10 protein-coding genes and 2 riboswitches are annotated in these 12,728 nt (G+C 63.2%); of the genes, 6 read left to right on the plus strand and 4 right to left on the minus strand.

What is annotated here, in order from left to right; all coding sequences use genetic code 11:
* Window positions 1-293: 293 nt before the first annotated feature.
* On the plus strand, window positions 294-1,238 hold the full coding sequence (locus BCA01S_RS25160; protein ID WP_027779287.1) for a flagellar brake protein: 945 nt from the start codon (window positions 294-296) through the stop codon (window positions 1,236-1,238).
* 36 nt (window positions 1,239-1,274) lie between these two features.
* On the opposite strand, the gene BCA01S_RS25165 is transcribed toward BCA01S_RS25160, so the two are convergent.
* The 4 genes from BCA01S_RS25165 to cobW form a co-directional block, all read right to left on the minus strand.
* Window positions 1,275-1,925 carry a vWA domain-containing protein gene (locus tag BCA01S_RS25165; protein WP_027779288.1) on the minus strand — a complete coding sequence of 217 codons (651 nt, stop codon included), beginning with the start codon at window positions 1,923-1,925 and terminating at the stop codon, window positions 1,275-1,277.
* Between the two features lie 74 nt (window positions 1,926-1,999).
* On the minus strand, window positions 2,000-3,082 hold the full coding sequence (locus BCA01S_RS25170; RefSeq protein ID WP_027779289.1) for a magnesium chelatase ATPase subunit I: 1,083 nt from the start codon (window positions 3,080-3,082) through the stop codon (window positions 2,000-2,002).
* Entirely contained in the window at window positions 3,079-6,888 is a 3,810-nt protein-coding gene (gene cobN, locus BCA01S_RS25175) for a cobaltochelatase subunit CobN (RefSeq protein ID WP_027779290.1), read from the minus strand. Before cobN ends, BCA01S_RS25170 begins: the two co-directional genes overlap by 4 nt.
* A 6-nt stretch (window positions 6,889-6,894) precedes the next feature.
* The gene (gene cobW / locus BCA01S_RS25180; protein ID WP_027779291.1) at window positions 6,895-7,998 is read right to left on the minus strand and encodes a cobalamin biosynthesis protein CobW; all 1,104 of its coding nucleotides are present in this window, start codon (window positions 7,996-7,998) and stop codon (window positions 6,895-6,897) included.
* Between the two features lie 157 nt (window positions 7,999-8,155).
* Window positions 8,156-8,436: riboswitch (cobalamin riboswitch) on the minus strand.
* 69 nt (window positions 8,437-8,505) lie between these two features.
* A riboswitch (cobalamin riboswitch) is annotated at window positions 8,506-8,750 on the plus strand.
* Window positions 8,751-8,980: 230 nt separating this feature from the next.
* Between cobW and cobA the strand changes: the two genes are divergently transcribed.
* The 5 genes from cobA to bluB are packed head-to-tail and all read left to right on the plus strand — an operon-like array spanning window position 8,981 to window position 12,725.
* Window positions 8,981-9,748 carry a uroporphyrinogen-III C-methyltransferase gene (gene cobA, locus BCA01S_RS25185; RefSeq protein ID WP_027779292.1) on the plus strand — a complete coding sequence of 256 codons (768 nt, stop codon included), beginning with the start codon at window positions 8,981-8,983 and terminating at the stop codon, window positions 9,746-9,748.
* Window positions 9,745-10,161: a cobalamin biosynthesis protein gene (locus BCA01S_RS25190; protein WP_027779293.1), complete on the plus strand. Its 417-nt coding sequence runs from the start codon at window positions 9,745-9,747 to the stop codon at window positions 10,159-10,161. The genes cobA and BCA01S_RS25190 overlap by 4 nt, the downstream gene beginning before the upstream one ends.
* Window positions 10,158-10,760, plus strand: coding sequence for a cob(I)yrinic acid a,c-diamide adenosyltransferase (gene cobO / locus BCA01S_RS25195; protein WP_020071504.1), 603 nt, complete (start codon window positions 10,158-10,160; stop codon window positions 10,758-10,760). The genes BCA01S_RS25190 and cobO overlap by 4 nt, the downstream gene beginning before the upstream one ends.
* 2 nt (window positions 10,761-10,762) lie before the next feature.
* Window positions 10,763-12,061, plus strand: coding sequence for a cobyrinic acid a,c-diamide synthase CobB (locus BCA01S_RS25200; protein ID WP_027779294.1), 1,299 nt, complete (start codon window positions 10,763-10,765; stop codon window positions 12,059-12,061).
* A complete protein-coding gene (gene bluB / locus BCA01S_RS25205) occupies window positions 12,045-12,725 on the plus strand; it encodes a 5,6-dimethylbenzimidazole synthase (protein WP_027779295.1) in 681 nt (226 codons plus the stop codon). The genes BCA01S_RS25200 and bluB overlap by 17 nt, the downstream gene beginning before the upstream one ends.
* The last annotated feature ends 3 nt before the right edge of the window (window positions 12,726-12,728 follow it).

Below are 12,728 nucleotides of genomic sequence, written 5' to 3' on the forward strand. Positions count from 1 at the left end.
ATTCGTGAAGAAGCTCTGCTTTCTTCGCGTCCGTCATCAAACGGGAGGCGAATTATGCGATGCAGCCCGCAGCCCGTCAACCCCTCATCTGCAATTATTTTCAAAAAGTTGAAAAACGGAACGAGCAGTACTTTTCCCCCACACCTGCAAATAGTTAGGTATCCAACACAATTTGCCGGCCTGCCCGATTACGAACACACGAAAGAACTGCCCCTACGGTCCCGCACCAATTAAAGCTCTCTCACCGGTCGCCGTTAAACTGGATATCCCGCCACTCGAACGATCGCTGCTCAATGGACGAATCAGCCGACCAGCAAGTCCCGAATCCCGCGCCAGCAGCGCCTTCGTCGGTCCTCAGCGCCGACGCGGTACCGGTAGGCACACCGCTCGAATGGCCGATCGTCGATGCAGACGGCTCGCTGCTTTTCGCAAGCGCCACAGTTCTCGCGACAGCCGACGAAAAAACCTTTCTCTTCAAGCACTTCCAGCCGCGCCGCGGCGACCTGGCGGACGCGACAGCACAGCCAGCAGCCGTAGCGGATACGCATGCCGAAGCGCAAACACCGCTGACGCTCGCCGACATGCACGTCGAAATCGGTGCATTGGTTGGCGTACGCCTGCAATTGGGCAGCGGTGCACCCATGCATCCATGCCGCATCATCGGTTTTGCGCCGAATCATTCGGTGTTCATCACTCCGCCGCTTCAGCAGGGCCGCATGCTTGCGCTCAGCCTCGGCGAAAACATCGACATCGTCGCGATTGCAAGCCAAGCGGTGTTCCGATTCGTATGCACCGTCGAAGCCGTCTGCCGCTCTCCGTTCGATTATGTGGTGCTATCGCGCCCCGGCCCCATCCGGCGTCTGCGCGAACGCAAGTCGATACGCGTTCAAACGCATTTCGCGGTGCGCTTCGGCATCGGCGAAACCGGGGACACGTACGACGGTCTCGGCGTAGCGAAGAGCCTCAGCGCGCTTGGCATGTCGCTGATGGCGCCGTGGGCCTTGGGTGCCGCCGGCGACCGATTGCGCGTGGCTTTCCGGCTCGGATCGGAGGAGATGGACACAGAGATACAGACCACGGCCGTGATCCGAAACCTGCAGAAAAGCACCGGCGCCGATACTTCTTCGGTACATGGACTCGAATTCGATCAACTCGAACCGGCTCAGCAGATAGCGTTAAAGGTCTTCGTGTTCGATCGTCAGGACGATGTGCAGCAGTGGTCGCACGGCTTCAAATAAGCCCGCAGCAAGCAGTGCGCGAAGCGCGCTTGCCTATCAACCAATCAGTTCTTCCGGCGTGACGCGGCGTGCGCCCCACGCGCTCGCCATCCGCTCGCAGCGGCCGAGCCGTATCGCGCCGCGCTCGAAGTCGACGAATACGACTTCGTCTGCATCCAGCGGGCGCGTCGCTTGATCAGTCGTGCGGCCGTCAGTCAGGACCCAAAGCCAGCGCTGTTGCGCCGGGTTGCGGCGCGCGCTGCGCCCGAGCAACTGCGTTGCATGTCGAATGCCCGCTGCGAACGGCGTCCCGCCGCCACCGCCGACGGGCTCAAGCCAACGCTCGTTCCACCAGCGCGGCACTGCTGGGCCAAAGCGCAGGTCTGCGCCGGCTCCGCCGAAGCAGATCAGCGCAGCCTCGGCACGCATTGCACTCGCACGGTCGAATAGCGCAATCAGCAGACCTTTCGCGAGTGCGAGGCGCTGACCGGCCAGCATCGAGCCGGAGCAGTCGAGCACGAAGCAGTGCAGCACACCGCCGGACGGCGTCTCGCGCACGAAACGCAAATCTTCGGCACGCAGCGCGGGTTGCCCGCGCTCTTCCCGCTGCTCTTTCGCTCGTCGCTGTCCACTCGCAGCAAACGTCTGCGGCCATGCGATACGCCGCGTTAGCTTGCCACGCGGATCTGCACGCGCATCGCTGTACAACCGCGAGTGCGTCTGCGCCTGTTGCCGCCATCGGAAACCGCTGCGCGAGTCAGCGGCGGCGCCCTTCCGATGGCTCAGCGTTTTTTTACGTTAAGCGGTATGACGCCTTTGACGCGCGTCGTCGCGGATGGCTGCGGCGGCAGATAACCCCAGTCGCCATCGCCGGCCTCGACATCAGACGATGAAGGCATAGCCGAACTCCGCGGTAAATCACGCGAGATTGCTTCGCCACCAGCCGCATTGTCAGCAGTCGACGTATCGCGCTGACGCCGCCTGTGCACCAGCACCGCTTCGGCGACGCAATCCACATGCTGCGACGTCACAGCATCGCTCTGCTCCAGCGCCGCGAGCGCTCGCGCGGCGCGGAGCATCACCAGGTCGGCGCGCAAGCCGTCTACTGCGGCGTCGATACACAACGCGCTGACATGCGCATGCACGGCGTCGTCGAAAGAAAGCTGCGCGAGCTTGTTGCGTGCCGCACGGATCCGCTCGACGTAATACGCCTGCTCACGAGCGTAACGGGCGCGAAAGGCCACCGGATCGAGATCGTACGCGAGCCGCGCCTTCACGATCTCTTCACGCACGCTCGGCTCGAAACAGTTCTGCAACTCGACCATCAAGCCGAAGCGGTCGATCAATTGCGGCCGCAACTCGCCCTCTTCGGGATTCATGGTGCCGATCAGCACGAAGCTCGCCTCGTGACTATGCGATACGCCGTCGCGTTCGACGGTGTTCACACCGCTCGCTGCGACGTCGAGCAACGCGTCGACGAGCGCATCGGGCAATAGGTTCACTTCATCCACATACAGCACGCCACGATGCGACTTGGCCAGCAGACCCGGCGAAAAACGCACGGAGCCGTCGCGCAGTACGGTTTCGATATCGAGCGTGCCGATCAGACGATCCTCGCTCGCGCCCAGCGGCAGATTAACCAGTTGCCCTTCCGGCAGCAGTTCGGCGAGCGCGCGCGCCGCGGTCGACTTAGCCGTGCCTCGCGGCCCGCTCACCAGCACGCCGCCGAGCCCCGGATCGATCGCCGCGAGCAACAGCGCCTGCTGCAACGGCGCCTGACCGATCAATGCGGAGAAAGGAAACGCCGGCCTTTGCGCGGGGCTTTGCGCAGGATTTGGCCGCGCATCTTGCGTGGCTGCATTCATGATTGCATTCCTTCAATCTGCTGTTCGCTCGCGAGCAGATGCTGTTCGACCTGCGCGCGATAGTCGCCGGGCGTCTGCCACAGACCGCGCTGCATCGCTTCCAGCAGGCGCTCGCAAATCGAATGTAACGCATGCGGATTGTGCCGTTGCAAGAACTCGCGCGTATCCGCATCGTTCAGATAAGCATCGGTGACGAGCGCATATTGATGGTCCGCGACCACGCGCGCGGTCGCATCATAGCCATAGAGATAATCGACCGTTGCTGCAATTTCAGAAGCGCCTTTATAACCATGGCGCTTTACACCGTCGATCCATTTCGGGTTGACCACGCGCGAGCGCACTACGCGCGCGATTTCCTCGTGAAGCGTGCGAACGCGCGGCGCGGCGGGGTTGCTATGGTCGGCGTGATAAACGCTCGGCTGATTGCCGGCAAGATGGCGCACGGCTGCGACCATGCCGCCCTGAAACTGATAGTAGTCGTTCGAATCGAGCAGATCGTGTTCGCGGTTGTCCTGATTCTGCAATACGACATCCATCGCGGCGAGGCGTGTGCCGAATGCGTGATGCGCTTCTTCGCCGGCGCTTTTCTGCGTGTACGCATAACCGCCCCAAGCCTGATATGCATTCGCGAGGTCGGAATCGGTCTGCCATTGTTGCGAGTCGATCATGTCCTGCAAACCGGCGCCGTAAGCGCCCGGACGCGCACTGAATACGCGCCAGCCGGCGCGCTTGCGAGCCTCGGCCGCGTCCATACCGTGTGCGATCAACGCATCGCGTTCCCGCAGCACACGCTCGCGAATCGGGTTCAGTTCTGCAGGTTCATCCAGTTCTGCAACGGCTTGAACCGCAGCATCGAACAGATGCATCACGTTCGCAAACGCGTCGCGGAAAAAACCGGATACACGTAGCGTGACGTCGATGCGCGGCCGGTCGAACGCTTCGATCGGCATGATTTCGAAGTCGGTCACGCGATGGCTGCCCGGCGCCCATTTGGGTCGTACCCCAAGTAATGCGAGCGCTTGCGCAATGTCGTCGCCGCCGGTGCGCATCGTCGCGGTGCCCCACACAGACAGACCGATCGCACGCGGGTAATCGCCGTGCTCCTGCAAATGCCGCTCGATCAACTGCTGCGCCGACTTCAGTCCCAGCGACCAGGCCGCTTGCGTTGGGACCGCTCGCGTGTCGACCGAATAGAAATTTCGGCCGGTCGGCAGTACATCGGGTCTGCCACGCGATGGCGAACCGCTCGGCCCCGGCGGCACGAAACGCCCTTCGAGACCGCGCCTGAGATGCGTCATCTCCTGGGTACCGCATGCGTCGAGCCGAGGCAGCACGTCGTTTCGCAAGCGCTCGATCACGCGCCAGGCCTGCGGCAGCGGCGCCTCCGCCAACGCGTTCGCCGTATCCGCATGCGCTTGCGGTTCGCATAGGCTCCGCAGCATTTCCGCTGCGAACAGTTCCAGACGCTCGCGCGTATCGCCGCAATGCCGCCAGGGCGCATCGCTGACGTGTTGCAGAATGTCAGGACGCGGACCTGTCCAGGCCGCGGACCAATCGACCGATAGCGGGTCGAAGAAATGATCGATCTGCAGATCGCGCGCCAACGCATCGATCAACCCTGCGTTGCCACCTTGCCCATCGCCGACGGGAAAACGCGCTAGCGCAAGCAGCGTATCGCGTCGTTGCACTGCTTGCGGCGATTGGCCGAACGTGTGCAAACCATCGCGAATCTGCGCTTCTTTCAATTCACACAGCCACGCATCGACGCGCGTGAGCAACGCATCTTCGTCGTCTTCACCTTTCGGCTCGGACAGGCTCAATTCTTCATGCAGCTTATGTTCGACGATAGTCGCAAGAATCGTGCGCCGTAACAGTTTCGAGCGGCGCGGGTCGACCATCAGCGCTTCATAGTATTCGTCGACCTGGCGCTCGAGGTCCTGCAACGGACCGTAGCTTTCGGCGCGCGTGAGCGGCGGCATCAGATGATCGACAATGACAGCTTGCGCGCGGCGCTTGGCCTGACTGCCCTCGCCCGGATCGTTGACGATGAACGGATACAGATGCGGCATGGGCCCGAGAATCAGATCCGGCCAGCACGTATCGCTTAACGCAACACTCTTGCCGGGAAGCCATTCGAGGTTGCCATGCTTGCCGACATGCACGACCGCGTCGATGCCGAACTGATGACGCAGCCAGAAATAGAACGCGAGATACGCATGCGGCGGCACGAGCTCGGCGTCGTGATAGCTCGCGTAATCGCCTTGCTCGCGCGAACGCGACGGCTGAATGCCCACGAATACGTGCCCGCAACGCCAACCCGCAATCATGAAACGGCCGTGCCGCACGCTCGGGTCGTGCTCCGGCGGACCCCAACGCGCATTCAACGCGTTGCGCGCTTCGGCGGGCAGCGCGTTGAAATGTGTGAGGTAATCGCCAAGCGCAAAGCTTTGCAAAGCGGGCCGCAGATCGCGCACCACGGGATCGTTCGTCACGCCCTCGGTCAGCTTCTGCAATAGCGCGTCGCCGTTTTCGGGCACGGTTGCTACGCGATAGCCTTCGTCGCGCAACATCGACAGAATGCCGACTACCGACGCCGGCGTATCCAGTCCGACTCCATTGCCAATGCGCCCCTCGCTCATCGGATAGTTGGCGAGAATCAGCGCGAGTTTCTTGTCCGCGTTGTCGAGCGAGCGCAGGCGGCACCAGCGGCGGCTCAACTCGGCAATAAAGCTCACGCGTTCGCGATCCGGCTGATAACGCACCACGTCGACTTCCGTATGCGGACAGCGATACGCGAGTCCCTTGAAACTGATCGCGCGCGTAATGATGCGACCGTCCACTTCGGGCAGCGCGATATGCATGGCGATGTCGCGCGAATTAAGGCCTTGATTGTCCTTGAGCCAGTCCTCGCGGTTGCCGCCGCTCAGGATCACCTGAAGCACAGGCGCGTCGCCGGCGAGCGCGAGCGGTTCGGGATCATCGATCGCGGAAGCGGCGAACGCAGTCGTGTTGAGCACGAGCGCCGCGTCATGTTGCGCGCACAACGACTGCACGACTTCGCGACTCACCGCGTCCTTCAACGACGTAATCGCGATTGGCAGCGGGTTCACGCCTTGTGCTTCGAGCGCTTCGACCAGCGCGTCGAACACCGCTGTGTTGGCCGCCTGAAGATGCGCCTTGTAAAACAGTATCGCCGCGACGGGCGCATCGTGCCGCCAGCGCGCTTGCCAGTCGGCGATTGTCGGCGTGTCGCGTTGTGGATGGTAAAGCGACGCGGCCGGCAACGCGCGGGGCGGCGCAGGCTCGTGTCCCCAACCGAGCGCGCGATGCGCAATGCAGCGCAGAAACGCCTCGGCATTCTGGGGACCGCCTTCCCGCAAATAACGCCACAACTGATGGCATAGATCTGCGTCCGCGGTGCTGCGCGCAAGCAGATTGGGATCTTCCTGCAGATCGCCCGAAAACATCGCGAGCGTTTGCTGTTTGCGCTCCGCTAGCGCGACGACCTGTTCGATACCGTACGGCCAATACGCCTCGCCGCCAAGATGATCGACTACGACAACGCGCGCGTGTTGCAACACGTCTTCGACGTAGAAATCCACCGACGCCGGTTGCCGCAGATACGTTACGTTCGCGAGGCGCACGGTGGGAAAGCCGTCGCCGAGACGAGGAAACACGCTTGCCAGCAGCGACAACGTGGTGTCCGCAGAACTGAGCACGACGATATCCGCAGGCCGCTGATCGATACGGATCACGCCCTGCGTATCGTCGACGAAACCGCCCGGCGTGGTGCGCAGAAGATGCATGTGCGCTTACGCCTGCTGCGCTGCGACGCCCGGAACCTGAGCGTTCGATATGCCCAGCGCCGCGTCGAACGCGCGCTGCAGCGCAGCTTGATCGAGGTCTTCACCGATCAGCACGAAGCGGCTTTCGCCCGCCTCCCCAGGTTGCCAGCGCCGGTCGAAATAGCTGTCGAAGCGCCGGCCCACGCCCTGAATCACGAGACGCATTGCTGCGCCCGGCAAGGCCGCGAAACCCTTTACACGGTAGATCGTGTTGCTCTGAACAAGCGTTTGCAGTGCGGCGATTACTGCGTCACGCGACAGCACGTTTGCATGCACCACTACCGAATCGAATTCATCGTGGTGATGGTCCGCGTCGTCCGCCGAACCGTGATGGTCGTGGCGCAAGTGAATCGTTTCTTCGGATGCCGCTTCGAGCCCGAACAACGTGTGCAGATCGAGCTGCCCCATGTGCGCGCGCACGACCTTCACTTGCGGCGGAATCTCCTCGCGGATCACGGCTTCGACCGCGTTCTGACGAGCCTCATCGAGCAGATCTGTTTTGTTCAGAATCACCAGATCGGCTGAAGCCAACTGATCTTCGAACAACTCGTGCAGCGGCGATTCATGATCCAGATTGGGATCCGCTTTGCGCTGCGCGTCGACAGCGAGCGGGTTTTCCGCGAACTGGCCGCTCGCGGCAGCGGGGCCGTCGACCACGGTAATCACCGCATCGACGGTAAAACTGTTTTTGATCTGCGGCCAGTTGAACGCCTGTACGAGAGGCTTCGGCAACGCGAGACCCGAGGTTTCGATCAGCACATGGTCGATCTGCTCACGGCGCTCAACGAGCTTTTCCATCACCGGAAAGAACTCCTCCTGCACCGTGCAGCAGAGGCAACCGTTCGCGAGTTCATACAGTTGCCCTTCCGATTCGACACCATTCTCGTCGCAACCGATGCCGCAACCCTTCAGGATTTCGCCGTCGATACCAAGTTCGCCGAACTCGTTAACGATCACCGCGATGCGCTTGCCGCCCGCGTGCTGGAGAATGTGCCGCAACAGAGTGGTCTTGCCGCTGCCGAGAAAGCCCGTGACGATCGTGACGGGGATCTTGCGCATTTGAGTTTGCATCGTGAGGTCCATCCCAGGAGTTGCAGGCGCCGGCCGGCGTAGCCCGCACGCATGAGGTCCAGCGCGTGCCTCAGGCATGAACGACGACCTTGCTACAACAGGAAAAACGCAGAAAACGGGTGTGAGGGCATGAGCGCAGCGCCGCATCCCCGCGACGTTCGCCCTTCGTGTTCCGGCCGGTATCCGGGCTGGCGAAAGCGCCGCTTCCCCTTCCCGAACGAGTGATTTCTCGCCCAGTGGTGATATGCCCACGCGGCCTTGCGCGTGGACACCGAAGCCGGCACTGCGACGCCACGCAAACCGCCATGACGTCACTTTTCGCTTACCGTTGCGGGGGCAGCACAGGTTGACCCAAACCGTGACAGGCGGGTGCCCTGTTTCCCGTTTAACTGCATGCGCACGAGCGCGCACACGAGCACCAGAAGTGCGTGCGAGTTTAGGCCGACCGTCTGGCGCCGTCAAGGAAACGCGGGCCCGGCGCGCTTATCGCACGGGCTTCTCGTGTGCTATCGTATGCGCGCGTTTGGTGCCCGCACATGCATTCGCGTGTGCAGTTAAACGGGAAACAGGCAGCGCTCCCGCGCTCAATCTGTGCTGTCCCCGCAACGGTAAGCGACCTGCGGTGCAATGTTCATGCTGCACCGCGCATGCGTTTTCGATGCCACTGTCCGATACATTCGAATGAATGCGGGCGGGAAGGCAAAGCGCGTGAGGCCGCCAGCCCGGATACCGGCCAGATGCGGAGGCGGCCGTGCGTTTCTCGACGTCACGCCGCCGGCAGCCGGAATCCGCGAGGGACGGATGTGAAGGCGCTGAAGCACGACGAGGCGACCGGGTTCGCACCCGCGCGTGCCGTCGTGCGTGAAGACACCGCTTGAATGACTTCGATCTCCAATCACCTGGGCCCGTTCGCATGCGGCACCGCATGGCGTACGCCGGCGGGACGCGCAACGTCGTTGCCGTGCACGGTTAGCGAGGCGCGATGACACGCGCGTGGCTGATCGGCGCAGGGCCCGGCGACGTCGAACTGATGACGTTGAAGGCAACGCGCGCCCTCGCACAAGCCGACGTGATACTCGTCGACGATCTCGTGAATTACGACGTGCTGCAATTCGCGCGCGCCGACGCGTTTATTGTTTATGTCGGCAAACGCGGCGGTCATCCGTCGACGCCGCAAGAAGGCATCGTCGCGCAAATGCTCGAGCATCTGCATGCTGGGCGCAGCGTCGCGCGACTCAAGGGCGGCGACCCGTTCGTATTCGGCAGAGGCGGCGAAGAGCAGCAGGCGCTGCATGCGGCCGGTATCGAGGTGGAGATTGTCAGCGGGATCACAGCCGGAATCGCGGCGCCCGCAGCTATCGGCATTCCGGTTACACACCGCGATCATGCGCAAGGCGTGATATTCGTGACCGGCCACGGCGCGGGCAGCAGCGAACCGGATTGGGGCGCGCTCGCCGCCACCCACATGACGCTCGTCATCTACATGGGCATGCGGCGTCTGAACGATATCGTCGGCGCATTGCTCGCAGCCGGCATGCGCGCCGACACGCCGTGTGCGGCGATCGAGTCGGCTACGCGTCCGGAGCAACGCCATGCGCTTTCGAGGCTAGGCGAATTTGCCGATGCCGTCGCGCGCGCGGGACTCGGCTCACCTGCGATCGTGGTGATAGGCGGCGTGGCGTCGCTCGCGCTCGCGCGTGCCGCCGCGGCAAGCTCATCAGATACGGCATCTTCGCCGGACGCGAAATGAAAACGCTTAGCGTGGGCATCGGCTGCCGCCTGCATACATCGGCGGACGAGATCGAAACGGCGGTGCGCGCCGCGCTCGGTTCGCACACCTTCGAACAGATTGCAACGGTAGCCTCAATTGGAACGAAAGCGGACGAACCGGGCCTGCTGGAGTTCTGCGCGCGTCACGGGTTCGCGCTGCAAGTGTTCAACCGCGAGCAGATTCTCGCGATTCGCGTGCACGAACCGTCGGCCGCCGCGCGCGAGCATCTCGGTGTGGACGGCGTATGCGAACCGTGCGCGCTGCTCGCGGTGGCCGCCGGTCGCACCGCACATCTGATCGCTCGCAAAACCGTTTACGCTGGTGTCACCGTGGCGATCGCATCGACCGCACCAGCACACAGTGTCACCACCATCCAACAGGACCTTCCATGAAGACCGATCCCGAGTCCCACCAACGCATGACCGAACGCCGGCGCGAAGGCCATGAAAAGAAGCAGGCCAACGCGACCGTCGAAAAAGGCCTGTTGATCGTCAACACGGGCACCGGCAAGGGCAAGACAACTGCCGCTTTCGGCATGGCCGTGCGTGTGCTCGGCCACGGCATGCGGCTTGGCGTCGTGCAGTTCATCAAGGGCGCGCTGCATACGTCGGAGCGCGACTTCCTCGGCGCGATTGCAAATTGCGACTTCGTGACGATGGGCGACGGCTACACCTGGAACACGCAGAACCGCGACGCCGACATGGCCACCGCGCGCAAAGGCTGGGACGAAGCACGCAGGATGATTGAAAGCGGCGACTATCAGATGGTCATCCTCGACGAACTGAACACCGTGCTCAAGTACGAATATCTGCCGCTCGACGAAGTGCTGTCCGTCATCAACGCGCGTCCGGCGATGCTGCATGTGGTCGTGACGGGCCGCCACGCGCCCGATGCGCTGATCGAAGCCGCCGACCTCGTCACCGAGATGCGCATCGTCAAGCATCCGTATCGCGAGCAAGGCGTCAAGGCGCAGCGCGGCGTGGAGTTCTGAACGTGTCCGCCTGCCCTGCGCTCTTTATTAGCGCGCCCGCGTCGGGTCAAGGCAAGACCACGATCACCGCGGGCCTCGCGCGCTACCATCGGCGACTGGGACGGCGTGTGCGCGTGTTCAAGACCGGGCCCGACTTTCTCGATCCAATGATCCTCTCGCGCGCAAGCGGCGCGCCCGTGCTGTCGCTGGATCTGTGGATGGTCGGCAAGGACGCCTGCCGCAATCTTCTCGCGCAGGCCGCGGACGAAGCCGACCTGATCCTGATCGAGGGGGTGATGGGCCTCTTCGACGGCACGCCGAGCAGCGCCGATCTGGCAGCCGAGTTCGGTGTGCCGGTACTCGCGGTGATTTCGGCGAAGGCGATGGCGCAGACCTTCGGCGCGGTCGCGTTCGGCCTCGCGAATTTCCGGCCCCAGGTGCCGTTTCATGGCGTGCTCGCAAACCGCGTCGGTTCCTCGCGTCACGCGCAGATGCTCGAAGAGGCGTTGCCGCCGACGCTGCACTGGTGCGGGCACATTACCGCCAGCGATGAAATCGAATTGCCCGATCGCCACCTCGGCTTGCATCAGGCCGCGGAAATCGACGATCTCGACGCGCGTCTGGATCGCGCCGCCGATGCGCTGAGTCATACAGCGCTGGCCGGGCTGCCGCCCGCGGTGGAGTTTGGCGCGGCTACGCCACAAGTACTTCCCCGCCTTCTGGACAACAGGAAAATCGCCATCGCGCGCGATGCCGCGTTTTCGTTCATCTACCCGGCCAATGTCGCGCTGCTCGAAGCGCTCGGCGCCCACATTCACTACTTTTCGCCGCTCGCTGACGAAGCGCCGCCCTCCCACACCGATGCGCTGTACCTGCCCGGCGGATATCCTGAACTGCACGCCGCGGCGCTCGCCGCGAATGCCCGCAGCGCCGCGGCGATCCGCGCGCACGCGGCGGCTGGCAAACCGCTCGTCGCCGAATGCGGCGGCATGCTCTATCTACTCGATAGGCTCACTGACACACAAGGTGTCAGCACGTCGATGCTCGGCTTGCTGCCTGGTCACGCGACGATGCAAACACGCTTCACCGCGCTCGGCATGCAGCAGATCGACAGCATGCATGGCCCAGTGACCGGCCACACGTTTCACTACTCGAAGCTCGGCACGCCGCTTTCGCCGTTGCGCTCAGCCACGCGGCCTCAAGGCGATGCACCCGGCGAGGCGATATATCGCGTCGGCTCGATTGTCGCGACTTACATGCACGCTTACTGGCCCTCCAACCCGGCCTTCACGGCCGCTCTGTTCAATGGCGAAGCCTTTTAACGAAGCCGACCGCGACGCGGTTTATCGCGCGATTTACGAGCGCCGCGACATGCGCCACTTCGTGCGCGATTCCGTCGATGCCGCGGTATTGCAGCGTCTGCTCGATGCCGCGCATCACGCGCCGAGCGTGGGCTTCATGCAGCCGTGGCGCATCGCGCGCATCACCGATCCCGCCTTGCGTATTGCCTTGCATGCGAACGTCGAAAGCGAACGGCTGGCCACCGCCGACGCGCTCGGCAAGCGCCGCGAAGAGTTCATGAAGCTGAAAGTGGAAGGCATGCTGGAGTGCGGCGAACTGCTCGTCATGGCGCTGATGGACGGCCGCGAGCGGCACATCTTCGGCCGCCGCACGCTGCCGGAAATGGACCTCGCATCGGTGGCCTGCGCGATCCAGAACATGTGGCTCGCCGCCCGCGCGGAAGGGCTCGGCATGGGCTGGGTGTCCCTCTTCGACGTCGATGCAGTGCGTCGGCTGCTGCGCATGCCGGAAGGCGCGCGGCCGGTCGCGATACTATGCCTTGGCCACGTCGACCGCTTTTATAGCGAGCCGATGCTGCAAACCGAACGATGGGCGGAGCGCACGCCGCTCGCCGATTGCGTATTTGAAAACCGCTGGCCCGAAGATCCGATACCGCAGGAGCAGTCGCCGTGCGATCCGCTGTAGCCG

The sequence above is a fragment of the Paraburkholderia caledonica NBRC 102488 genome (assembly GCF_000685095.1).
In the GTDB taxonomy this organism is placed as follows: domain Bacteria; phylum Pseudomonadota; class Gammaproteobacteria; order Burkholderiales; family Burkholderiaceae; genus Paraburkholderia; species Paraburkholderia caledonica.

What these genes read in the sequence shown, in the direction of transcription:
- BCA01S_RS25160 (WP_027779287.1), top strand. Translation starts at nt 294, where the DNA reads ATGGACGAATCAGCCGACCAGCAAGTCCCGAATCCCGCGCCAGCAGCG.
- BCA01S_RS25190 (WP_027779293.1), top strand. Translation starts at nt 9,745, where the DNA reads ATGAAAACGCTTAGCGTGGGCATCGGCTGCCGCCTGCATACATCGGCG.
- BCA01S_RS25170 (WP_027779289.1), bottom strand. Translation starts at nt 3,082, where the DNA reads ATGAATGCAGCCACGCAAGATGCGCGGCCAAATCCTGCGCAAAGCCCC.
- cobW (WP_027779291.1), bottom strand. Translation starts at nt 7,998, where the DNA reads ATGCAAACTCAAATGCGCAAGATCCCCGTCACGATCGTCACGGGCTTT.
- cobO (WP_020071504.1), top strand. Translation starts at nt 10,158, where the DNA reads ATGAAGACCGATCCCGAGTCCCACCAACGCATGACCGAACGCCGGCGC.
- cobA (WP_027779292.1), top strand. Translation starts at nt 8,981, where the DNA reads ATGACACGCGCGTGGCTGATCGGCGCAGGGCCCGGCGACGTCGAACTG.
- bluB (WP_027779295.1), top strand. Translation starts at nt 12,045, where the DNA reads ATGGCGAAGCCTTTTAACGAAGCCGACCGCGACGCGGTTTATCGCGCG.
- cobN (WP_027779290.1), bottom strand. Translation starts at nt 6,888, where the DNA reads ATGCATCTTCTGCGCACCACGCCGGGCGGTTTCGTCGACGATACGCAG.